The organism is Halioglobus sp. HI00S01 (assembly GCF_001635445.1).
In the GTDB taxonomy this organism is placed as follows: domain Bacteria; phylum Pseudomonadota; class Gammaproteobacteria; order Pseudomonadales; family Halieaceae; genus Halioglobus; species Halioglobus japonicus.
In genome coordinates this window covers 43,273-65,864 of the sequence record NZ_LWEE01000002.1, presented here as the reverse complement: position 1 = coordinate 65,864, position 22,592 = coordinate 43,273, and the positions used below count along the sequence as shown (strand labels likewise).

19 protein-coding genes and 1 pseudogene are annotated in these 22,592 nt (G+C 59.6%); 9 read left to right on the top strand and 11 right to left on the bottom strand.

Annotation, left to right across the window (positions count from 1 at the left end; translation table 11 throughout):
• A partial coding sequence (locus A3709_RS01465; protein ID WP_231871071.1) for a hypothetical protein occupies positions 1–771 on the top strand: 771 nt, incomplete at its 5' end.
• Positions 772–890: 119 nt separating this feature from the next.
• Here the strand turns inward: A3709_RS01465 and A3709_RS01460 are convergent.
• The 5 genes from A3709_RS01460 to A3709_RS01440 form a co-directional block, all read right to left on the bottom strand.
• On the bottom strand, positions 891–3,098 hold the full coding sequence (locus A3709_RS01460; RefSeq protein ID WP_066049014.1) for a DPP IV N-terminal domain-containing protein: 2,208 nt from the start codon (positions 3,096–3,098) through the stop codon (positions 891–893).
• Positions 3,095–3,892 (bottom strand): SAM-dependent methyltransferase, encoded by a 798-nt coding sequence (locus A3709_RS01455; protein WP_082849811.1) that lies wholly within the window; start codon positions 3,890–3,892, stop codon positions 3,095–3,097. Before A3709_RS01455 ends, A3709_RS01460 begins: the two co-directional genes overlap by 4 nt.
• Positions 3,889–4,074 (bottom strand): hypothetical protein, encoded by a 186-nt coding sequence (locus A3709_RS01450; RefSeq protein WP_066049011.1) that lies wholly within the window; start codon positions 4,072–4,074, stop codon positions 3,889–3,891. The genes A3709_RS01455 and A3709_RS01450 overlap by 4 nt, the downstream gene beginning before the upstream one ends.
• A gap of 90 nt (positions 4,075–4,164) precedes the next feature.
• On the bottom strand, positions 4,165–5,265 hold the full coding sequence (locus A3709_RS01445; RefSeq protein ID WP_066049008.1) for an MBL fold metallo-hydrolase: 1,101 nt from the start codon (positions 5,263–5,265) through the stop codon (positions 4,165–4,167).
• A complete protein-coding gene (locus A3709_RS01440) occupies positions 5,265–6,182 on the bottom strand; it encodes an oxidoreductase (RefSeq protein WP_066049005.1) in 918 nt (305 codons plus the stop codon). The genes A3709_RS01445 and A3709_RS01440 overlap by 1 nt, the downstream gene beginning before the upstream one ends.
• 95 nt (positions 6,183–6,277) lie before the next feature.
• Between A3709_RS01440 and A3709_RS24380 the strand changes: the two are divergent.
• Positions 6,278–6,457 (top strand): annotated as a pseudogene (locus A3709_RS24380) (helix-turn-helix domain-containing protein); the annotation flags it as partial.
• A gap of 356 nt (positions 6,458–6,813) precedes the next feature.
• Here the strand turns inward: A3709_RS24380 and A3709_RS01435 are convergent.
• On the bottom strand, positions 6,814–8,379 hold the full coding sequence (locus tag A3709_RS01435) for a SulP family inorganic anion transporter (protein ID WP_066049002.1): 1,566 nt from the start codon (positions 8,377–8,379) through the stop codon (positions 6,814–6,816).
• A gap of 226 nt (positions 8,380–8,605) precedes the next feature.
• Between A3709_RS01435 and A3709_RS01430 the strand changes: the two genes are divergently transcribed.
• Positions 8,606–9,169 (top strand): NnrU family protein, encoded by a 564-nt coding sequence (locus A3709_RS01430; protein WP_066048999.1) that lies wholly within the window; start codon positions 8,606–8,608, stop codon positions 9,167–9,169.
• Between the two features lie 12 nt (positions 9,170–9,181).
• Here A3709_RS01430 and A3709_RS01425 read toward each other — a convergent pair whose 3' ends face one another.
• From A3709_RS01425 to A3709_RS01410, 4 genes are all read right to left on the bottom strand, one after another.
• Positions 9,182–10,615, bottom strand: a complete 1,434-nt coding sequence (locus A3709_RS01425) for a M48 family metalloprotease (protein WP_066048996.1) — start codon at positions 10,613–10,615, stop codon at positions 9,182–9,184.
• A 14-nt stretch (positions 10,616–10,629) separates the two neighbouring features.
• Complete coding sequence (locus A3709_RS01420) at positions 10,630–13,206, bottom strand: AsmA family protein (protein WP_066048993.1); 2,577 nt, start codon at positions 13,204–13,206, stop codon at positions 10,630–10,632.
• Positions 13,203–14,813 (bottom strand): glycerol-3-phosphate dehydrogenase/oxidase, encoded by a 1,611-nt coding sequence (locus tag A3709_RS01415; protein WP_066048990.1) that lies wholly within the window; start codon positions 14,811–14,813, stop codon positions 13,203–13,205. Before A3709_RS01415 ends, A3709_RS01420 begins: the two co-directional genes overlap by 4 nt.
• Positions 14,814–14,842: 29 nt before the next feature.
• Positions 14,843–15,730 carry a LysR family transcriptional regulator gene (locus tag A3709_RS01410; RefSeq protein WP_066048987.1) on the bottom strand — a complete coding sequence of 296 codons (888 nt, stop codon included), beginning with the start codon at positions 15,728–15,730 and terminating at the stop codon, positions 14,843–14,845.
• 94 nt (positions 15,731–15,824) lie between these two features.
• On the opposite strand from A3709_RS01410, the gene A3709_RS01405 reads away from it, so the two are divergent.
• The 5 genes from A3709_RS01405 (at position 15,825) to A3709_RS24765 (ending at position 20,281) form a co-directional block, all read left to right on the top strand.
• Positions 15,825–16,958 carry a citrate/2-methylcitrate synthase gene (locus A3709_RS01405; protein ID WP_066048982.1) on the top strand — a complete coding sequence of 378 codons (1,134 nt, stop codon included), beginning with the start codon at positions 15,825–15,827 and terminating at the stop codon, positions 16,956–16,958.
• 53 nt (positions 16,959–17,011) lie between these two features.
• Entirely contained in the window at positions 17,012–17,959 is a 948-nt protein-coding gene (locus tag A3709_RS01400) for an HlyD family secretion protein (RefSeq protein ID WP_066048979.1), read from the top strand.
• A complete protein-coding gene (locus A3709_RS01395; RefSeq protein WP_066048977.1) occupies positions 17,952–18,884 on the top strand; it encodes an ABC transporter ATP-binding protein in 933 nt (310 codons plus the stop codon). The genes A3709_RS01400 and A3709_RS01395 overlap by 8 nt, the downstream gene beginning before the upstream one ends.
• Complete coding sequence (locus A3709_RS01390) at positions 18,881–19,987, top strand: ABC transporter permease (protein ID WP_066048974.1); 1,107 nt, start codon at positions 18,881–18,883, stop codon at positions 19,985–19,987. Before A3709_RS01395 ends, A3709_RS01390 begins: the two co-directional genes overlap by 4 nt.
• Positions 19,988–20,146: 159 nt before the next feature.
• Positions 20,147–20,281, top strand: coding sequence for a hypothetical protein (locus A3709_RS24765; RefSeq protein ID WP_255359706.1), 135 nt, complete (start codon positions 20,147–20,149; stop codon positions 20,279–20,281).
• Positions 20,282–20,309: 28 nt separating this feature from the next.
• Here A3709_RS24765 and A3709_RS01385 read toward each other — a convergent pair whose 3' ends face one another.
• Positions 20,310–21,974 carry an aminotransferase class V-fold PLP-dependent enzyme gene (locus tag A3709_RS01385; RefSeq protein ID WP_066048971.1) on the bottom strand — a complete coding sequence of 555 codons (1,665 nt, stop codon included), beginning with the start codon at positions 21,972–21,974 and terminating at the stop codon, positions 20,310–20,312.
• Positions 21,975–22,136: 162 nt separating this feature from the next.
• On the opposite strand from A3709_RS01385, the gene A3709_RS01380 reads away from it, so the two are divergent.
• A complete protein-coding gene (locus tag A3709_RS01380; protein ID WP_066048967.1) occupies positions 22,137–22,589 on the top strand; it encodes an Lrp/AsnC family transcriptional regulator in 453 nt (150 codons plus the stop codon).
• The last annotated feature ends 3 nt before the right edge of the window (positions 22,590–22,592 follow it).

The following is a 22,592-nucleotide window of genomic DNA, read 5'->3' as shown; positions in this document are numbered from 1 at the left end:
GCCGGAGACGCCATAAACGGACTCGCGGGCGACGCCATAAACGGCCTTGCCGGAGACGCCATAAACGGGCTCGCAGGCGATGCCATAAATGGACTAGCCGGAGACGCCATAAACGGGCTCGCAGGCGATGCCATAAATGGACTAGCCGGAGACGCCATAAACGGACTCGCGGGCGACGCCATGAACGGGCTCGCAGGCGATGCCATAAATGGACTAGCCGGAGACGCCATAAACGGACTCGCGGGCGACGCCATAAACGGGCTTGCCGGAGACGCCATGAACGGGCTCGCGGGCGATGCCATAAATGGACTAGCCGGAGACGCCATGAACGGACTCGCGGGCGATGCCATAAATGGACTAGCCGGAGACGCCATGAACGGACTCGCGGGCGACGCCATAAACGGGCTGGCTGGAGACGCCATGAATGGGCTCGCGGGCGAGGCCATGAACGGACTTGCCGGAGACGCCATGAATGGACTGGCCGGAGACGCCATGAATGGACTGGCCGGAGACGCCATGAATGGACTGGCAGGCGAGGCCATGAACGGACTCGCGGGCGAGGCCATAAATGGGCTGGCGGGGACACCCGGGGCGCCCGGCTGCATGGCTCCACCTGAAGCGACCAGCATCGATTGCTGGGCTATCACAGCCAGGTCAACGTCGGTCAATTCACTGGTATCGGTTTCTTTCCAGGCTTTCTGGGTGGCGTCCAGATACACCTTCAGTGATTTGCGGGCCTGCTCACGCACCGACTCCAGGTACGCGTCATAGGCCTCGCGGAACGGATCCATAGGGCTTGTATCTTCTTTCTTTATTGATTTCTTCTGTGCCATTTTCAGAACCTCGAAGGGTTAACGATTAATTATCAGCTGCCACACCCGCCCGCCGGGCTACAGCTTCTCTTCAAAAAAGTCAGTGATGCGCGTCCACAGTCGGGCCGGGCTCTGGCCCATACCAAAGAACGACATATGCTCCTGCTTCGGATAAAGCATCATCTGGAAACGCTTGCCGTCCTGAATCAATTGATTAACCAGTTGTATTGAGTGCTGCAGATGCACATTCGGGTCGGCCGCACCATGCATGAGCAATAAATCGCCGTCCAACCGATCACCATACTGGGGAATCGCGGTTTCGGTGTAGCCCGACTCGTTGCGGGCAGGAAGGTTCATATAGCGTTCCGTGTACACACAATCGTATTCGCGCCAGTCTGTCACCGGGGCATAAACGGCACCCGTACTGTAAGCACCTTCCGTGCGCAGCATCGCATTCAGCGTCATAAAGCCGCCGAAACTGCCACCGATAATGCCGATCCGATCGGGGTCTACCCAGGGCAGGCTTTTGAGGTAATCCACGCCTACCAGCTGGTCTTGCAGCTCCACATGACCCAACTGCTGATAAATCGGCGTTTCCCAGTCGTGCCCGCGGGGGACTGCGTTAGAGCCACGATTATCAAGTGAAAACACGCCATAGCCATTCTGCGCCATCATCTGCAGCCACAACTCGGGCACCGGGCGCCAATAGTTCATGACGTTGCGCGCCAGGCCAAAGCCACCGGGCAGCGGGCCACCGTAGATATACACAATGACAGGGTATCGCTTGCCCTTTTCAATGTTCGCCGGCTCCAGCAATTTCGCCTGCAGCGGCATATCGTCGGAGGGGATGCCCAATTGCGCGGCGGGCAGGCTGAAAAATTCGAACTCGCGCAAGCCATAGTCGGCCAGTGCCTCGCAGGCATTGGCTTCAACCACAGCCAGCGCCTTGCCCTCAATGTCACGCAAGTCGAGCCGGGGCGGGCGCACTGCGGTGGAATTGATATCGGCAAAGAAGCGAAAATCCGGCGAGATATGTCCGAAATGCGATTCCCCCGCGGCGGTAAGCTGTTCGGCACCCAGCACGCGGTAGCTGCCTTTTTTCTCGGCGAAACGCACCCGCTTCACCTGCGCTTCGGTGTAGGGGTCAGGCCACACCACGTAATAAACAGCGCTGCCGGCCTCATCCAGCTGATTGACAGCAACACTGGCCTCAGGCCCGTCGGTGAGCTGAAGTAGCTCATTGCCGTCAATATCGTACAGGTACAGATAGCGATAGCTGTCGCGCTCAGATGACCACAGGAAACGCCTCGAATCAGAGAAGAAGCGCAGGTCATCGGCTACATTCACCCAGTAGGGATCGGTCTCCGTGAGAATAGTCCAGGTCACCCCGGTCAGACTGTCGGCAATCACAAGGTCGAGGCGTTTGTGGTCCCTGCTTAACATCTGCAGGGCGAGATGGCGCGAGTCAGGCAGCCACATAACACGCGCCAGGTAGTCACCCGCCCAGGCCCGGGTGTTGATATAACGATACCCTTCAGGGCCCAGTACTTTCAGGGCCATCAGCGGAATATTGTCACCGGGCTGCGGGAAACGCTCCGGGCGATTCTGTCCATCAGAGGACATGAGGTCGGCATACCAGAACATTGGCACACCGCTTTCGTCGGTTTCCAGAATGGCAATCTGACTAGCATCCGGCGACCACCAGTGGCCCATGCCTGAAAGCACATCGCCCATGGTGTCTGGCGTCGCTGAACGATATCGCTCACTGCTGCCGGTGGTCAGCGGGATCTCCCAGCCAGTGGCCAGGTCCCTCATATACAGGTCCCAACCCAAGCAATAACTGACGTAACGGCCATCCGGAGAAACGCAGGTGTCTCGAATACTGGCGCCGGCCCGGCTAACGGGCACGAGCAGATCAGACGCAAGGTGCAGAACACACGGTGCCGCACCGGCTTCCACGACAAGAATTCGTTCACCGTCGGGAAACCAGGTGTAGGATTGATAGCCTGCCGCCTGCACCCGGCGGTGCCAGCCCTCGCTGCGGGCATTATGGGCCGCCGCCTGGTCCGCGTGCACACAGACGCCCGGGGCTTCCAGCCGGCAGTAGTCAAAGAGCACTCGGTGCGTATCAGCAGCCGGATCATAGCCAACCAGTTCAGTACCGCTATCGGCCTCACGGAGATAAGTGAGCAACGACCCGTCCGGGCTCCAGCCAATATCGTCGATGGCGTAGCCGCTGAGGTTGGGTTGGTCGTAGATACGATCAACGGTCAAATGTTTGCTCATGCCGTCACCTGGGTCTGCATGCCCAGCTCCCATTGCACCTGCGTATCCGGCTGGGGTTTGGCCAGCGGCGGGATGTACATAGTGGCGTTGGGTGTGGGCGAACTATGGGGTAGCTGGCACAGGGGGCCTGTGCCGATGATGGGGTCCACGCCGGCAAACTGCGGCGCTTCATAGAGTGTCACCGGGTGGTTGGGCCCGTAATAAGCCATCAGCTTCTGGGTCAGGCGCTCCAACCCGACCAGCGGATAATGGTGCGTCTCGTAGGTGAGCACACCCACGCCGCCGATCTGCCACAAAATCAGGTGACAGGCCGGATCAATGGCGCGAAGATTGAGCAGGAAGTCGGTGGCCTCGTAGGATATACAGCCCCCGAATTCATCCACACCCAGGTCGGCATACAGACAATCGGCCGCGGACACTGCCGGCAGCATTTTTGCAGTGTAGCCTTCCGCCCGGGCCTTGCGCACGGCCTCGTGCGTAGACATGGCCAGTACACCCGGATGGCCGTAGACCGCCATACAGACGCGCAGGCCCTGGCGCAGGTAGTTCATGGTGCGCTCGACGATATCCGCGTAAGTATCCAGCCGCAGTTTGTCCGAGCCGTAAAGATCCATCAACGATTCTGCGCCGTCCGGGTTGAGGGAGCGAATCACTTCCTCCGCCACCGGGTCAGCGGTGATATACAGCACTTTATCTGCAGCGCGAATCCAGGCAATGGTCTCAATCGTGAGTTGGCCAGTCGCACGAATGCCCGTGCCGACCACAATGAGCTGTTCGTTATTAATGTCAGTCACGGGGTAGGTTCACCCCGCAGGCTGGTGTAAATCAGATTCTGGTCGCGGCTCAATAGTATTGCCACGTCATCGGCGGAAAGCCCGGCCCGCTCAGCGGCGCCGCGCGGGTCCAGGACAAATTCACTGTACAGGTCTGGCTGGGTGGCCACGGCCACCAGGTAGGACTTCAAATCGGTGCTCAAGCTGTCCCCTCACTCCCTATGCTTGTTCTTTTTTGTGGGCACTCGTAAAGAGCTACCCACAAGCTAGTGCAAGGGAGCGTGTGACGCAAGCTATCCGGCGGGTTCTGCGCCCATATTTACAGATTCAATTGAGGCAGTTTCGGTTTGTGTCGCTCCTGTTCGCCACCAGGCATGTCCGGGGGATGGCTCCAGCACCGACACAGGCGCGCCAATCACCGGGGTCAGCACGTTCACATTGTGTTCCTCCCCCAACGCTGTCGCCCGTTCCATTGGTTCATACCAGGGATGAAACGCGAGGTCGAAAGTACTGTTGTGAATGGGCAACATGGCCTTGCCACGCAGATCGAGGTGCGCCTGTAAGCCCTGCTCCGGCAGCATATGTACGCTGGCCCACAGTTTGTTATAGGCGCCGGTTTCGATCATCGTGATATCAAAGGGGCCGAGCCGCTCGCCGATTTCACGGAAGCCGTCGAAGTAGCCCGTGTCGCCACTGAAGAACAGCTTCGCGCTCGCACCTTCAATCACCCAACTCGCCCACAGCGTCTTGTTGCCATCGGTCAAGCCCCGACCCGAGAAATGCTGGGCAGGCGTTGCTGTCAGAGTCAGTCCTTCCAGCTCGAGGCTCTGCCACCAGTTCAGCTCGTGGATGCGCGTAGCGTCGATGCCCCAACGTCGCAGATGGGCGCCCACGCCCACCGGCACTACGAAATTTTCCACCTGAGCCGCAAGGCGCTTCACCGATCCCTTGTCGAGGTGGTCGTAGTGGTCGTGACTGATGACCACGGCGTGAATGCGCGGCAGCTCTTGGAAGTCGATCGGCACTGGGTGGAACCGGCGCGGGCCAGCCCACTGCACCGGCGATGCACGCTTACTGAACACCGGGTCAGTGAGCACATACTGATCGCCGAGCTTAATCAGTACTGAAGAGTGGCCCAATCGATACAGCATCGGCCCGTCCGCAGCCTCAAGGTCGGCGCGATGCAGTCGCTGCAGCGGTACCTCCGTCTTGGGCCGCTTATCAATTTGTTCTGTTGTAAACCGCGCTTTAATAATTTCCCACATTGCCATCTCTCTCGGACCAGCCTCGTTCTCAAATTTTCCATCCGCCCTGGGAGCGGTGCTTTCCAGCGTCGCCTGGGCAGCCATTGCAATCACAGCCACGACCAGCAGCATTAACCTGATGGCGCGCATTACAGCGGCCAACTCATGTCAGTCAGCGCTTCACTGCGCTGCCAGAGCTCAGCGGCAGCCTGTTCATCACGACCGCGCCCTGCGATGCGCGCAGTGCCCACGGGCCCAATGGAGTCCATAAGCTTCACCGGGCCATAGTAACCGCCGTTCTCGGCCTCCTCGCCAGCCACCGCCAGCACAGTCGGAATGGCGCCTTTGTAGGCTGACTGGGCCCAGACTTTGTTCAGCACACCATAAAGCCCGACCAGAAAACCTTCCGGCCCGGTGCTCTGTAGGTTAGTTGCCGAATAACCGGGGTGACAAGCGTTGGCCATCACCGAGCTACCCGCGGCCGCAAGCTTGCGCGCCAATTCCTGGGCGAACAACATATTAGCCAGCTTACTCTGACCGTAGGCTTTGGTTGCGTCGTAGCGTTGCTCGAGCATCAGGTCATCGAAATGCATCTCACCAAATTTGTGCGCGATACTGCTGACCACGGTAATCCTGCCTGCGGCTTTCTCTACCAGATCAAACAGCAGGCCAGCCAAGAGGAAGTGACCCAGGTGGTTGGTACCCAGCTGCAATTCAAACCCATCCTCGGTCCGCGTGTCGGGGGTTTGCATAATCCCGGCATTATTGACCAGACCGTCCAGCGCATCCCAGCGCGAGCGTATTTCATCCGCCGCAGCGCGCACTGAAGCCTGCGATGACAGATCCAGTGCCACGGTGTCCACCGCGCCGGCGCCGGCAGCGGCGATTTCGCTCGCCGCCTCCTCCGCCTTGTCAGGATTGCGACAGGCGATCACGATATCGGCTCCGGCAGCTGCCAGTATTTTGGCGGCCTCCAGGCCGATGCCGGAATTGCCGCCGGTGATGAGATAGCGCTTACCCGCCAGGGAAGGCAGCCGATCGGGGGTCCAGTTTCTAACCTTTGCCATGCCGTACTCCAATCAACATTTCATACAACAAGTAAACTACACGGTGTAGTTTAGTGTGGAATTTGAAAGTGTCCCTTTAGTGCAATTCTCGCAGCATGAACTCCGCGGAACCCAAGCTCACTCTTACCCAGCGCAAGCGCCTGGACATTCTGGCGGCCGCCCGCACTGAATTTCTGGAAACCGGTTTCCGCGACACCAGCATTGACCGGGCGGCAGAGCGGGCCCAGGTCAGTAAACGCAGCCTATACAACCACTTCGCCAGCAAAGAAGCGCTATTCGGCGCCATTGCCGAGCAGTTTGTCGCAGAACTGCAACAGGCTATTTATGTGGAGTACGATCCGGCACTACCGCTGGATGAACAACTGCGGGATATTGCCGAACGGGAAGTGGCCCAAGTCACTGACGACGACTACGTGGCGGTCTTTCAGGTGTTTTTCTCAGAGTCGGAAAGTTTGCGGGACATTATTGACGAGATGGCTGCCAGGGCCGGCGGCCATGACCCGATCGCCACCTGGATTAGCGCGGCGGCGGATGGCAGGCTGCGGCCCCGCCCCCGGCCAGAAGGTAAAGGAAGCTGTGGTAAGTGGCGCCGTAGAGATGTTCCTGGCGCGCTACGGCAAGCCAGCCTGAATCAGGCCAGCGCGTCCTCTGCAACAAAGTACTTGGGATCTTCAATCACGTTGACTTCAACCAGGGTGCCCGCCTTCTTGAGCAACTGCTTGCAGTCAGACGACAAGTGTACCAGGTGTAGCGTCTTACCGGCATTCAGATAGCGCTCAGCCAGCGTGTCGATGGCCTCCAGTCCGGAGTGATCACACACCCGCGACTCGGCAAAGTCGATGATGACGTCATCGTTGGCATCCGCGGGGTTGAACTGCTCCAGGAAAATCGTCACCGAACCAAAAAACAGCGGGCCACTGACGGCATAGACGGTTGAGCCCTTGTGGTCCTCGCGAGACTTCACCTGAATCTGCTTGGCGTGCTCCCAGGCAAATACCAGTGCCGATACGATCACACCGACGACGACTGCCACTGCCAGGTCAGTCACCACAGTCACACCGGACACCAGCACCAGCACCAGCGCGTCTGACTTGGGCACCTTGCGGATTACCCGGAAACTCGACCATTCAAAAGTGCCTATGACCACAATAAACATAACGCCAATCAGCGCAGCCAGCGGAATCTGTTCAATCAACGGCGACGCCACCAGAATAAAGGTGAGCAGGAACAGCGCAGCAGAAATACCGGACAGACGACCACGACCACCGGAGTTCACATTAATCATGCTCTGGCCGATCATGGCGCAGCCACCCATACCGCCGAAGAAGCCGGTGGCCACGTTGGCAACACCCTGGCCAACACACTCCTTATTGCCGCGACCGCGGGTCTCGGTAATCTCGTCCACCAGGCGCAGCGTCAGCAATGACTCGATCAGACCAATCGCCGCCAGAATGACCGAGTAAGGCAGAATAATCATGAAGGTTTCCCAGGTGAAGGGAACCGTCGGAATGTGGAAGGTTGGCAAGCCGCCCTTGATCGACGCCACATCACCCACCACCTTGGTGTCGAGGCTCAGGCCAATCACCAGCAGGCTCACGACAACAATCGCCGCCAGCGATGAGGGAATGGCCGTAGTAAGCTTGGGCAGGAAGTGAATGATTGCCATGGTGAGCGCCACCAGCCCACACAGCATGTACATCTGCTGACCTTCCAGCCAGGCCACATCAATAATCGAGCCTTCCATGAAGGTGCCGGTGAGCCAACCGGGCTCGCCCGGGGTACCGAACTGGCCCAACTGCGCCAGGAAGATCACAATCGCCAGGCCATTCACAAAGCCCAGCATCACCGGATGCGGCACCATACGGATAAACTTACCCAGGCGCAGGGCGCCAGCGGTAATCTGGATGATGCCCATGAGGACCACAGCGGCAAACAAATACTCAACGCCATGGTCGGCAACCAGTGCCACCATCACCACCGCCAGCGCTCCGGTCGCGCCGGAGATCATGCCCGGACGGCCACCAATGCAGGCGGTGATAAGCCCCACCATAAAGGCTGCGTAGAGCCCGACCAGAGGCTCAACCCCTGCTACAAAGGCGAATGCCACGGCCTCCGGCACCAGGGCCAGGGCCACGGTCAGACCGGACAGCACGTCATTCTTGACGGTTGCTACTTTGCTGGGATGTAACTCAAACATCGCACTTCTCACCTGATTTTGGGGTTGCGGTAACGGTCGGCGGAGTGGTTGTTATGCGCAGACTGAGAAAAGCGGAGCATTTTATGGAGATTGATCGGCGTTAGCTACCACAATCCGTGGTGAAAAATCACACGCTCGGCACACCCATAAGCCCACCCGAACCAGAGCCTCCATAGGCCCTGTCCTGGGTTACACTCTAGACCAATAATAAAAAGGACGATTCGCTATGACGCTGATACTCGTTGGTCTGCTGCTCTGGGCAGCGGTGCACTTCATTCCTTCCCTGGCCCCCGACCTGAAAACCAGCCTGAAAAACCGGCTCGGCGAGGTCGGTTATATGGGCCTGTTCAGCCTGGCGCTGGTGGCAGCACTGGTGCTTATGGTGTTCGGCTGGCGCTCGGTGGAGCAACCCACACACTATTACACGCTACCGCTCTGGACTCGCGATGTTGGGATAGCCCTGATACTCGTGGCCATGATTCTGTTCATGGCCTCCAAGCCACCCACCCGGATCCGCCGCATTATCCGCCACCCACAGCTGACTGGACTGATTGTCTGGGCACTGGCACACCTGATGATGAATGGCGACAACCGCTCGGTGCTGCTGTTCAGCGGCATGGCGGTGTGGGGCGCCCTGGAAATCCTACTGATCAATCGGCGCGAAGGCGAGTGGGTTAAGCCGGAGGCGCCATCCTGGGGCAAGGAGATTGTGGTGGTGTTAATCGGCTGCGTTGCCTACGCCATCTTCGCCTTTGCCCACCCATGGCTGGCCGGCGTTGCGGTGCTCTGAGCGCCAAGCGGCTTAGAACTGCCCCAGAGCGTGCCCCACCTGAATGAAGAAATTTCGGCGCTGGCTCAGTCGCTCCAATTCTACATCGTTGGGCGCCAGCTTTAGCGCCAGGTCAATCTGCTCCAGGGCCGGTGGCATGGCGCCGTTGAGGAAGTAGTACTGGGCCCGGGACTGGTGCACGCCGTAGACATTTCCCGCCAGGCCCTGCACTTCGGCCAGCCAATACCACAGGGTTGCGTTTGTGGGCTTCACCTCGGCGTGTGCCGTCAGCAGCTCATCCGCCTCGGTGTAACGCCCCGCCTTGAAGTAAGTTTTCGCCAGCTGGATGGTAATCGGATGATTACCCGGCACCAATTCCAGCCCGCGCTGCAACGTGGCCACGGCATCTTCAAAACGCTCTTCTTGCAGCGCGATATCAGCGCCCGCCAGACCATAGGGAATGCTGCTGGGCTTGAATTCACGCATGGGCTTAAGGAGGGTCCGTGCTTCGGCTGTCTCACCATTGCGGGTCAGCGCCAACACCAACCCATACTGGGCCGCTACCGCTTCGGCACCGTGGCTCTCTTTGCGTTGCTTGCGGAAGTGGGCCACCGCCTCGGCGGGGTCCTCAAGCTGAGTCAGCGCCACTCGCGCCCGCATCAGGTGAAAGTCGGGGTTGTCCTGATACATGCGTCGGGGGTACTGGCCGGCGCGGTTGCGCGCATCGGCAATGCGCCGCTCGGTCAGCGGGTGAGTGAGCAGAAACTCTGGCGGGCGACTGCCGTATTTGCGCGACTCCGCCTGCATCACCTCGAACATTCCGGCCGTGGCGTTGGGATCGTAGCCCGCCGCCACCAGGTTTTGCATGCCGACCCGGTCCGCCTCCTGCTCGTGCTGGCGGCTGTAGCGCAATGACTCGCCCTGGGCTGCTGCCTGCGAGCCGGCCACCGCAGCAACGCCGAGATCACTTCCGCCCCCGGCTGCGGCGGCCACCAGGCCTCCCAACATACCGAGCAGGGCTTTCTTTTGTGTCACCGCCGCGTTCTCGCGGCTGCGCGAAAAGTGCCGCTGACTTAGGTGCGCCAATTCGTGTCCGAGCACGCTCGCTACCTGCGCCTCGTTCTCGGCCGCAAGCAACAAGCCACCGTGCACGCCGATCACGCCTCCCGGCACGGCAAAGGCGTTAATGGTGGCGTTGTCGACCATCACCACTTCCAGGCGGCGCTCACGCAACTGGCTGGTCTGGGCCAGGCGAAAAATCAGCTCTTCGATATAGTCCTGCAACAGCGGGTCTGCGAGCAACGGCGCCTGGCGCCGAAACTGCATCAGCCAGGCCCGGCCCAGCATATATTCCTGGTTGAGGGACACCGCGTTGCCCTCGCCGAAGTCGGGCAGGCCGTCCTGAGACTGTGCGGGGAGAGCAACCAACGCCGCAAACGCGGTGATAGAGAGCAGTAATTTTCGCATGGAGTTCCTTGCGTTCAGGGGCGCCCGAATAGCTTGCGCAATTCTTTAGAGCCTTTGCTAGCCTGGCTGGACAATGCCTCACAGGGATTGGCAGCAGTGGCCACCCAGCGATCCCACATTCCCTCAGCCACGATCGACATGCCACCGGTCGCCATGGCCAGCCCACCGGAGATAACCACCCCCTTGGCGTTCACGCCTACCCGCGGGTGGGAGAAGTTGCCGCCCAGTTTCACATAGGGGGTGACGGCCTTGCTGGCGGAAATACCGACACCCTTACGGGCGCGGGTATTAAAGACCAGATTGAGCGCTTCAGTACCCAGATTAATCGTGCCACCGAGGCCGACATCCAGTTTGTGTGTTCGCAAGGCGATCCCGGGAGCAAGATTAATCACACCCTCTGCTATGGTCATGCTGCCCGCCTGGCACTCCACGTTGATGTAGGGCTCCTGGTGCGAGGTCGGATCGATGCGGCTGACAATTTCGCCAAACAAATCCCCCAGAATCAGATTCATGCCGGCATTGCTAAATCGCCCGCCAGTGCCCTTAAGCGCAAGCTGACCATCCAGCGCTGATGCCAGCTGCGCCAACGAGCCGCCTTCCGAACTCAGCTGGGTGTGGTAGTGAATGCTGTTGTTGGGGCTGTCGTTACCGGTCAGCAACCACATCAGGGGCAGCCTGCGACTATCCAGGCTCAATTCAACGGCAGCGCCCTTTGCCGTCTCACGTAACGCTAACTGTGCCTTGCCCGCGGAAAATTCACCGCGCCATTCAAACTTCTCACTGGTGAGCGCTCCCTCCTTCATGACCAGCTTGAGCTCGCCGGAACTGCGAATGTTATCAGCGTAGCGTATCTCCTCAATGCGCAATTCCAGCTGACCTTCATAAGCGCTGAGCCAATTGAAATTCAACGGGGTATCGGGGATCATCCGGTCCGCCAGCTGTTTGTCGGTCAGGGCCTCAGAGTTACTGTAATTGTGCTCGGGAGCAGCGTCATTGTCTGCGACGGGCCCTGCCAGAAAGCGAAAATCAAGACGAGGCGCCACCAGCTTGGCCCTGACCTGGGCAGGCTGGCCCGGCGCATAAAACGCCTCACCGCGCAACTCACTGCTGCCCAGCTGAATGTCGAGGTCGCTCAGCTGGATCTCGCCCGAATCCGCCAGCGCCAGGCTCGCACTGAGCAGGTAGCTTTCGTCCGGGACCGGAGAATCCAAACCCAGCGACTCAAGCACGCGGTGGGCTCTTTTCCCCGTCGCTTTGACCTTTCCGGACAACGCCGGTTTTTCGCCGCCGAGATCGACATTGAAGTCTGCCCGCAATTGATTCTCACCGAACTCCATATCGACTTGATCCAGGGTGAGCACCGGCGCCTGCCACTCAGCTCTGGCGTCGATATCGTAGTGGGTATCTACCGGCACAGCTGGCAGCCAGGGCTGCAACAGCTGGCCGAGGCGCTCACCACTGGCATTCAGTTGAGCCTGGGAGCCGGAAAAATCATCGGCCAGCACCCACTCCGCACTGCCACGTATTCGACCTTCACCGCTGTTGCCGGCGATATCCTGGAAGCGCAGGCGATCACCGCTTGAGGTCAACCGCGTCTTCAGGGTCAAGGTTACTGGCGCGTCCAACTCGGGTGCCGGGGACAGTTCACGGAGATCGGGGCTGTTGGCTGACAGTGACAGCGCCATGCCCTGCAGGGTATTGAGATTACCGAGCGCACCCTCGGCCTCAATAACTGTCTGCCCTGCTTTGATGCTGCCCTGCCGCAGATGGAGGTTGTCGCCATTGCCGGTCAATTTCACCTGCAGGTGGACGGGCAGGCCGGCATCACTGTCGTCCGGCTGTGCCTGCCACTGACCACTGACATCGACACTCGCGTCCAGGCCGCTAAAGGCCAGCGGTTCGGCAAGCCGGGCCGTAGCATCCACCTGCCAGCCGGCGAGGTCACCACTTGCAGAGAGGATTGCCGCAGTCCCCTCTCGATCAAGATGACCGCTGAAATCGATCGACTGCCCCTGCGCAACACCGGAAAGGTGCACTCGAATACCGCCCTCGCCCTCCAACTGCCCTTCGAGCTTCGCTAGGACATCGCGCTCCGGGTCGCGGTAAATCACCTGACTGTCGCGGATGTGCGCCTGGGCAAGATATAACGGCAACTGCACCGGCCCCTGCGCAGGCTCCGCCGGCTCATCAGACCCTAAATCCAACGCCCAGCTGGACGACTCGCCTTCAGGCGCCAGCAAATTCGCCCGCAAACCGCTGACTTCAAGATCGCTGATCACAACGGGGCCATCAGACCACAGCGATGCCAGATCGAGATGGACACGCAGGCTATGTAATTGCAGCAGATACTGCTCCTCGGCCCAGGCGGGGTTGGCAATACTCAGCTCGCGCAACTCCACCCGGGTGTCGCGCCCGAGATGGAGGCCGGTGATTTCGCCGATACGTACCGCTCGCCCCAGTTGCTCGGCCGCCAGCGCCTCCAATTTACGCGTGTCGTTCAGGTAGTGGTGAACCGCCCCTGCCAACAGGGCCAGTAACCCCAGCACCAGCAGTGCCAGCCCCGCCAGCCACTTGCCCAGGTTACTACTCATTGGCCGGGCCCTTCGCGCAAGTACTCCTGCAAACGCTGTTCGGCCTGATCGCCGAACAGCAACTCACAGGCTTCACGCAGCCCCGGCGCTGATTCGATCTCATGCCAGCGCACCACCAGCTCGATCTTGGAGCGACGGCGCATGAAATCACTGAGCCGCGTAATCATCTCGCGCCGTGCGGCCAGTTCAATTTCGCAGCGGGTATATTCGGCGTTTTCAATCAGCAACCGCGCGCAGGACTCGTCCTCGCGAATCCGTTCAAGCAGCCCAAAGGCCGCCGTACCGTAGCGACGCCAGAAGCGTTCTGACAGGGGCTCAGGTGAACTTGGATCGGTCAATGCATCCAGCTGCATCAGCCGGGCCTGCAACATGAATTCCGCTCGCTGACTGGCCGACGGTTCGCCGTACCAGCAATGCTCGGGATTGGGGATTCGCACTCCCAGCGCCTGAACCTGCTCGACGACTTCGTCACCCACATTGAGGCAGTCCGTGAGCTTGCCCCCAAAAATACTTAAGTGACGTGACTGGGTATTGGTTTCGATGACGTGTTTGCGCGACAGCTTCACCCAGTCTGCGACGCCGTCCTCGCCCTCAATCGCCAGGGGGCGCACACCGACGCGCTCGGCCACGACATCATCAAGCGACAGCTCCTGATCGAGCAGGGCATTCACATTGTCCAGCACGAACTGTCGATCCTCATCGGTAACCCCGACCTCAGGGTCGGCAACCTGTGTGTCGGTGGTACCAATGCAGGTTTTAGGGCCCATTGGAATGAGAAAGAAAAGGCGGCCATCACTGGCGAAAAACGTCAGCACGCGCTTGTTGTCGGTCACCCGGTCGACGATCAGGTGAATTCCCTTGGAGAACAAATGGTGATGGCGGGTCTGCTCGCCGGTCATCCGGTTGTGATCATCCACATAAGGACCACAGGCGTTAATCAGTACCCGGGAGCGGATCTGGAATTCCTTGCCGGTCATCGTATCCCGGGCGCTGGTAAACCACAGGTCTCCGCCCTTGCGGTTGCCGAGGGACTCCACATAGTTCGCCGCAATACAGCCGTAGTTCAATGCTGTACGCACGAAGTTGAATACAAACCGGGCATCGTTGTCGTACAGGTAGCAATCGGAATACTCCAGCCCGCCAGCCGCGTTTTCTGTGTTAACCACAGGCTCTCGCGCCTCTAGTTGGCGCGCGGTGAAATAGCGCGGCGGCGCGGTCTTGCAACGCCCCATCAACCAGTACAGCAAGGCGCCGAGATACACAAAGAACGACCAGAACCGGAAGCCCCGGGCGATGGTGGTAAAGAACCGGATTTCCTTGACAGTGGAAGGGTAGGCGCGCATCAACTCGTTGCGCGACTTGCACAGTTTGTTAACCAGCAGGTATTCGTGGCTCTCGAGGTATTTAATACCCCCCCAGGCGAGATTCGAAGAATTGGAGCTGACACCACTGGCAAAATCTTCGCGCTCAATCAGGGCGACTCTCACCCCGCGCCCTGCCAGGGCCGCCGCTGCCACCGCGCCGTTAANCCCACCGCCGATAATGAGCACGTCGTAGACCTGCTCAGTCAGTTTTTCCAGATTGGTATTGCGCAGCGTGGACGACATGGAATCACTCCGGATAGAGAGCGAACACTCTACAAGCTCCAGCGGCGCTGGCAAAGCGCAATAAACTGTCGCGCAGCATCCGTTAGCTGTTTGCCCGCCCGGTAGTAAAGCCCTACCTGTTTATCGATGGTGCCGAAAGACACATCGTCGATGATATGGAAGTCGGCGCAATCCGGGTGCTCGGAGAGTAGCTGGCGGTCCACAAAGGCCACTCCCATACCCTGGCGCACCATATGCACCCGGAGCATCAGGCTGCTCACCTCCCACACGGTGCTGAACTGGTCGCGCAGGCGGGCAATAGATGGGCGCAGATCGGGACTGTCCAGTGCGGAGGTAATCAGGGGTGTCTGGCGAATGGCCTCGGCGTTGCCCTCCACCATGGCTTCGAAACGGGGATGACCAGGGCTGACGACCAGGTGCCGCGAGTCCGAGTACAAAGGCAGTGTTGCAAAAGCCTGCATATCTTTCTGAAAAGGGCCAAAGCCCAGTTCGACGTTACCCGCCAATACCGCGTAGATGATATTGCGCGCCGGCATCTCCGCCACCTGCAATCGGACCCGGGAGTTTTCGCGGTGAAAGCTGCTCATCAGCCCGGGGGCATGGAAGCGATTCACTGAGGCACTCAATGCCAGATTGAGGGTTTCAGCCTGGCCCGAGCGCAACTGGGCAATGTCCTCCAGGGTTTGCTGCTCACCGGTCAGCACCTCAAATGCATGGTCGAAAAGGCGCCGACCGGCATCGGTGAGACGCAACTCTTTGCCGCGCTGGATTAGCGGCACACCCAACTTGCCCTCAAGTCCGGCCACCGCCTGGCTCACCGCCGACTGACTGATATGCAAAGCTTCGGCCGCCCGCCGAAAGCCGCCCTCTTCGATCACAGCACGAAACGCACGTAACTCACTGTTTTCCAAACGCATATAAGCTCGCCTAATACTTCTATAAGTAAGATTAACCCACCTGATCAAAACCTATGAGTATACTGCCAAAAAATACCAAAACCAGGAGCCGCACATGTCTAACACCGAATCTGTCTATTCCTCCGATCTCGCCGGGGTCGTGGTCGGTGAAACCGCCATTTCCGATGTTCAGGGCGAGGCGGGCGTGCTCAGCTACCGGGGTATCGATATCAATGACCTGGTCGACGCCTCTTTCCTGCACGTGGCCTGGCTGGTGGTCTTTGGTGAATGGCCGACAGGACGCGAGCAAAGTGCCATCAAGAGTTTCATGTGCCGCCACGCCACCCTGACCGACCGCGAGCAAGACCTGCTCAAGCAGGTGAATCGCGAACTCCACCCCATGCTGATGCTGCAGGGCATGGTGCCGCTGCTGGAACTGCCAACGGAAGCCACCCTGGGCCGCGGGCTCGACGCCGAGCAGGGCCTGTGTATTGCCGCTAAGATTTCCAGCCTGATTGCGGCTCACTATCGCCTGGGCCAGAACAAATCCATCCTGGAGCCCACCCCCGGCAAACTGCGTCACGAGAACTTCCTCACCATGTTCCACGGCCGGGCACCGAGCCGCGAGCAGGTGCGTATGCTGGACGCGGCGCAGATTCTGCAAATGGAGCACAGCTTCAATGCGGGCACGTTTGCCGGCCGGGTCTGTGCCAGCACCCTGGCACCGATTCAATCATCGATTTCCGCCTCCATCGGCACCCTGTTCGGCCAACTGCACGGTGGCGCCGACCAGGCGGCACTGGAAATGGCCATGGCCATTGGCAGCCCCGACAAGGCCGACGCCTACGTGAAGGACTGCCTGGCAAACAAGGTCAAGATCATGGGCATGGGGCATCGCGAGTACCGCACCGTCGACCCCCGCGCAAAAATTCTGAAACCCATGGCCGGAGAGCTGTGCCAGGACGAAGAGAGCAAAAACCTGCTGGCGACACTGGTCGCGGTCGAGGAAGCCTGTCAGCGAGAATTCGGTGCCAAGGGAAAGGAAATCTGGGCCAACGTCGAATTCTACAAAGGCGCGGTATTCCACAGCCTAGGCATTCCTACCCATTACTTCACCGCCATGTTCGCCCAGGCGCGTGTATACGGCTATATCGCGCACTTCCTGGAGTTCCGCCCGCAGAACAAGCTGATCCGGCCCAGGGCCCTCTACAACGGCACCCCACCCCAGAGCGACAAAAGCGCCGCCTGACGACCGCCGCAGGATGACCTACACTTTCCCCCGAAGCCTGTCGGGGGAATCTCTTGCGCCAATTCATCTACGCTGCCTTTACCGTTCTGCTCCTGTCCGCCTGTGAGGGAGCAGATCGAAACGAAGCTCTGGGAACACTGGAGCGCGACCGTATCCTGCTCAAGGCCACGGACGACGAAATCATTACCGCCCAACCCGTCGCCGAGGGTTCTGCTGTCACCGCAGGCACACTGCTGGTGCAATTGGATGACCGCCGCCAGACAGCCAAGGTCGCCAGGGCCACCGCCGAGGTGGGGCGAGCAGCCGCGCAACTCGAGGAACTGCGCAACGGTGCCCGGGTTGAAGACATCGCAGCAGCCAGCGCACAGGTGGCCGCCGCCAAAGCCGCCCTCATAGAGGCCAGCGCCAACTACGAGCGCGCCGTATCACTGGTCGAGCAAAAGCTGGCCGCCCAGGCCCAACTCGATCGGGCCCTGGCTGGCCGCGATGAAGCCGAGGCCAATCTGGAAGCCGCCGAAGAGAACTTGCTGCGGCTGACCAACGGCACACGCCAGGAGCAACTGGACGCCGGTGCCGCGGCCCTGGCCGCCGCCCAAGCGCAACTGGCCCTGGAGCGACACCTGCTCGAGGAACTGAGCGTTCGGGCGACCCGCGACGCCTACCTGGACAGCCTGCCCTACAATGTGGGCGAACGTGTATCGCGCGGCGCCACCCTGGTGGCCATGCTGGCAGACAACACACCCTATGCCCGGGTGTACGTGCCCGAACCCTGGCGGGCACGGCTAAAAGTAGGCGACCGCCGCGCAATCCATATCGATGGCATAGACACCGCCTATACCGGCACGCTGCGGTGGATCGCCACCGATCCCGCGTTCACCCCCTACTACGCGCTCAACGCCAGCGACCGGGCGCGGCTGGTTTACATGGCCGAGTTCGATCTCGATGAGGGCAATGAACTGCCCATTGGCGTACCGGTACAGGTATTGCTCGAGAATGACTGACACCGCCATCCGCACTCGCGGCCTGACCCGTCATTTCGGCGAATTGGTGGCCGTGAACAATATCGACCTTGATGTGCCGCAAGGCGCCATTTATGGTTTTCTGGGGCCCAATGGCAGCGGCAAAACCACCGCCATACGCATGCTTTGCGGGCTGCTGACACCTACCAGCGGCGAAGTGGAGGTACTGGGGATGAAAGTCCCGGAACAATCTGACGCACTGCGCCAGCGGATTGGCTATATGACCCAGAAGTTTTCTCTCTACGACGACCTGAGCGTGACGGAAAATATGGCCTTTATGGCGCGCATCTTCGGCATGTCGCGCAGCGATGGCAACGAGCGCATCAAGCAACTGCTCGACCGCTACAACCTGAACTCCATGCGCGACCGTCGAGCCAGCGCCATGAGTGGCGGGCAGCGGCAGCGCCTGGCCCTGGCAGTGGCGACGCTACACTCGCCCGACCTGCTATTCCTGGATGAACCGACGTCTGCGGTAGATCCGGAAAATCGGCGCGATTTCTGGGAAAAACTGTTTGACCTGGCAGACGAGGGAAAAACCGTGCTCGTCTCCACGCATTACATGGACGAAGCGGAGCGCTGTCACCAACTGGCGGTGCTGGAAACCGGGGAACTGCGCACCGCCGGCACGCCGAACGAACTGCTCGCTGCACTTGAGCAACGGGTTGTGGAGGTCTCCGGGCCAGGCCTGCGCCAGCTGAAAGACCAGCTATTGCAACTGCCCGAGGTCATCTCCGCAGCCCAACAAGGCATGCAACTCAGAGTGTTACTGCAACCCGACCTGAAGGGATCACCCACCGAGCGGCTGGCATCAGCCATCGCTCGGGAGGACGTCAGCATCGCCGTCGCGCGGCCCAGTCTTGAGGATGTGTTTGTAGCGTCCACCACCCAACAGGAACAGGCCGCATGAGCTGGTCGCGACGTATCGGCGCCGTGGCGGGCAAGGAGTTTCGGCAACTGTCGCGGGACCGGATCACCTTCGGCATGGTGGTGATGATCCCCCTGATCCAGCTGCTGCTGTTCGGCTACGCCATCAACACAGTGGTGCGCGATATTCCCATTGCCGTCGTCGACCTCAGCCACTCCGCCGCCGCCCGCGCCATTGCTGAACAGGTGCGGGTCACCCAGGTGGTGGACGTGGTCACCAGTTACGATACGCCGGCAGAGGCCGAGGCCGCCATTGTCGCAGGCACCATTCGCGCTGCCCTGGTCTTGCCGGTTGATCTCACCCAGCGCCTGGCCGCCGGGCAGACCGCCGGGCAATGGATGGTTGACGGCTCTGACACCGTGGTGGGCTCGGCCATGCTGGCGCTGCGCAACATGCCTCTACAGCTCCAGGCGGGGACGCCCCCAGGTGCCTATACAGCTGGGAAACCGAGCTTTGAGGTTGCCTTGTTCTTTAACCCGGAAAGGCGCTCCGAAGTGAATGTTGTGCCCGGACTGACCGCCATCATCCTGACCATGACCATGATTCTATTCACCTCTGCCGCCCTGGTACGGGAAACCGAGCGGGGGAATATGGAACTGCTGATTACCACACCGGTACGACCGCTGGAGCTCATGATTGGCAAACTGGTGCCCTATGTCTTTGTCGGACTTATCCAGATCGCCATTATCCTCGGGCTGGGCCAGGTAGTTTTCAACGTGGTGTTCCAGGGCGAGTTGCTGGACCTGGCCATTATTACCGTGGCATTTATTGCCGCCTGCCTGACCCTGGGCCTATTGATTTCAACAATTGCCACCACACAGATGCAGGCTATGCAGATGACGGTGTTCATTCTGCTCCCTTCCATTCTCCTTAGCGGCTTTATGTTTCCCTATGAAGCTATGCCCGAGGTCGCTCAATGGATTGCCGAAGTGCTACCGGCAACCCACTTCATGCGTCTGATTCGCGGTGTATACCTGCGAGGCGCAGAGTTCCACCAACTGTTGCCGGACATACTATGGCTGTTAGGTTTCACCGTGGTTGTTCTGGCTATCGCCACCAAACGCTTTAACAAAACGCTGGACTGATTGATATTGCTGCATTACAGCCGTTGTTCAACGCGGACGCCCGGCGCGCCGGCCTCACTGCAGGTGCAGTTATCGCCGGAGAAACTCCTGCAGCGAACACCTGCCCCTAGCCACCAAGCGTTATCGCAATGGTGACTAGCCTACCTGGACGTGCTCGAAGTGCAGCGGCGCCTATTCGGCACACAACTGGCGGTGAGCGGTGCCCGCGGGTCACAGCTGTTTGTGCTTGGTGATCTCTACAAGGCACTCGGTGGCAGCTGGGATCCGACCACGGCGCCGACACCTGAAGAGTAAGCCCAAGCGTCGGTGACCCCAGCGGCCATCATGCGGCCACTGAATCGAAGGCGATATCCTGGGGAAGGACAAACCAGCGCAACCGCTCGGCGGCCTCGCTGAGCTCCATTGCATAGCGTACGCCGCTGCGCTCTGCGCGCTGCAGCTCAGCCTCACCCAACGCCAGGCAGTCTGCCAGGGAGGGTGCATCCGCAGCACTGGAGCCGTCAGCCGCATTGATATCCGCGAAAGACCAGTCTTCAAGGCTCGCAGCCAATGACATTGGCATGCCCTGATAACGCCACACACCGGCGGTGGCATCAAACTGATAGTACGGGAGCAGACGCCAGCCGTGCTCTGCCACCAACTCGATGGCCCGCACCAGATATTCAAATTCTTCTTCGCCTATGAAGTAGTTGAAGTTCAGCCGCACCCAACCCGGGCGCAACACCATGGCACCGTTCTGAATTTCATGCTCGATGGCGCGGCTGTAATCCATATCCATACCCAGCAGGCTGTGTCCGTAGGGCCCTGCACAGGAGCAGCCGCCGCGGACCTGGATACCGAACAGGTCGTTCAGCAACGAGACCACAAATCCGTAGTGCAGATCCTGCTCGCCATACTTGAAGCGCAGCGACATGATGGAGAGCCGGGGTGCAGACGGACTTCCCAACACTTCGATTTCTGGTCGGGCCGCGAAGCGCTCAAGCGCGCGCTGTACGAAATCGTGCTCGCGACGCTCGATCTCGTCCACCCCCACTTCCTGCTGCAACTTGAACACCAGGCCGGCGCGAATGGATTCGACAATAGCCGGGGTACCGCCTTCTTCACGACGTTCGTGATCCTCAATAAACAGATGGTCTTCCGGTGTCACATACATAACGGTGCCGCCACCAACGACGGCGGGTACAGAGTTTGTCAGCACTGACTTCTTGACCACCAAGACACCGGGGGTGCCGGGTCCACCCACAAACTTGTGAGGTGAAATAAACACGGCATCGATCGGGGTAGCGGCCTGCATATCAATGCCCACGTAGGGCGCTGCGGCGGCGTAGTCCCAGAATGACAGTGCATCGTGTTGCTTCAGCAGCGCGGTTACCGCCGCCACATCGCTCTTGATGCCGGTCACGTTCGAGCCTGCCGAGAAGCTGCCAATTTTCAGGGAGCGGCTGGCATAGGCACACAGTTCCTCTTCCAGAACAGCCAGATCCAACTGACCGCACTCGGTGAGTGGAATGGAGACCACATCGGCAATCGACTCACGCCAGGGCAGTTCATTGGAGTGATGCTCATAGGGGCCAATAAATACCACCGGGCGATCCTCCGCCGGAATCTGCTGCTCCAGCGCATAGCGCTCATTAAGGTCAGCGGGCAGGCGCATATTGAGCATGTCGATGATCTTGTTGATGGCAGCCGTCGCCCCCGGGCCACAGAAAATGACCTGGTCTTCCTCATGTCCATTTACCGCACGGCGGATCTGCTGGCGGGCCTGCTCACGCAATGCAGTGGTCTGGGCACCGGTGAATGACGTTTCGGTGTGGGTATTGGCATACCAGGGCAGGACCTGGTGGCGAATATAGTCCTCAACGAAGTCGAGGCCACGGCCGGACGCGGTGTAGTCCGCATATACCAGCGGCCGCACACCAAAGGGGGTCTCGACAGGTGCCCGGGCGCCGATGACGCCTGCGCGGATTTTCTGGATTAATGTATTCATGCTGTTTCCCCGAAATTCATGCCCTAAGCTTAGTCGAAGAAGGGGGAAACATTGTGCCTATTTGCAGCGCGATACAGCAATAACTAAGAACGCTTGTTTTTAAAATATCACTTCAATGATATATTTGTTCCACATTGATCAATTATTCAACACAAAAACTCCATGGACAGAACCGATCTGGGCATTCTCGCCGCCATGCAGGAAGACGCCACGCTGTCCGTTGGCGACCTGGCAGAGATTGTCAGCATCTCCAAGTCAGCCTGCTGGCGACGCATTCAGAAACTCGAAGAGCAGGGTGTCATCCGCGGTCGGGTGACCCTGCTCAATCCCGGGGCACTGGACTTGTCACTCACCGTTTTTATCGCGATCAAAACCAACCAGCACAACGAACGCTGGGCGCAGCAATTCAATGCCGTGACCGAGAGTATTCCGGGGGTGATGGAGGTCTATCGCATGGGCGGCGATGTGGATTATCTGGTCAAGGCGGTTGTCAAAGGCATGCCCGGCTACGATGCCCTGTACCAGGAACTGATCAAGGCCGACCTCTACGACGTCAGCGCCAGCTTCGTCATGGAGGAACTCAAGCAGACCACCGCCTTGCCGCTGCGCAGCTAACGC

Coding starts and splice junctions, on each gene's coding strand:
- A3709_RS01410 (WP_066048987.1), bottom strand. CDS start 15,730: ATGCGTTTGGAAAACAGTGAGTTACGTGCGTTTCGTGCTGTGATCGAA.
- A3709_RS01405 (WP_066048982.1), top strand. CDS start 15,825: ATGTCTAACACCGAATCTGTCTATTCCTCCGATCTCGCCGGGGTCGTG.
- A3709_RS01395 (WP_066048977.1), top strand. CDS start 17,952: ATGACTGACACCGCCATCCGCACTCGCGGCCTGACCCGTCATTTCGGC.
- A3709_RS01445 (WP_066049008.1), bottom strand. CDS start 5,265: ATGCGCGCCATCAGGTTAATGCTGCTGGTCGTGGCTGTGATTGCAATG.
- A3709_RS01385 (WP_066048971.1), bottom strand. CDS start 21,974: ATGAATACATTAATCCAGAAAATCCGCGCAGGCGTCATCGGCGCCCGG.
- A3709_RS01435 (WP_066049002.1), bottom strand. CDS start 8,379: ATGTTTGAGTTACATCCCAGCAAAGTAGCAACCGTCAAGAATGACGTG.
- A3709_RS01440 (WP_066049005.1), bottom strand. CDS start 6,182: ATGGCAAAGGTTAGAAACTGGACCCCCGATCGGCTGCCTTCCCTGGCG.
- A3709_RS01380 (WP_066048967.1), top strand. CDS start 22,137: ATGGACAGAACCGATCTGGGCATTCTCGCCGCCATGCAGGAAGACGCC.
- A3709_RS01425 (WP_066048996.1), bottom strand. CDS start 10,615: ATGCGAAAATTACTGCTCTCTATCACCGCGTTTGCGGCGTTGGTTGCT.
- A3709_RS01430 (WP_066048999.1), top strand. CDS start 8,606: ATGACGCTGATACTCGTTGGTCTGCTGCTCTGGGCAGCGGTGCACTTC.
- A3709_RS01420 (WP_066048993.1), bottom strand. CDS start 13,206: ATGAGTAGTAACCTGGGCAAGTGGCTGGCGGGGCTGGCACTGCTGGTG.
- A3709_RS01460 (WP_066049014.1), bottom strand. CDS start 3,098: ATGAGCAAACATTTGACCGTTGATCGTATCTACGACCAACCCAACCTC.
- A3709_RS01390 (WP_066048974.1), top strand. CDS start 18,881: ATGAGCTGGTCGCGACGTATCGGCGCCGTGGCGGGCAAGGAGTTTCGG.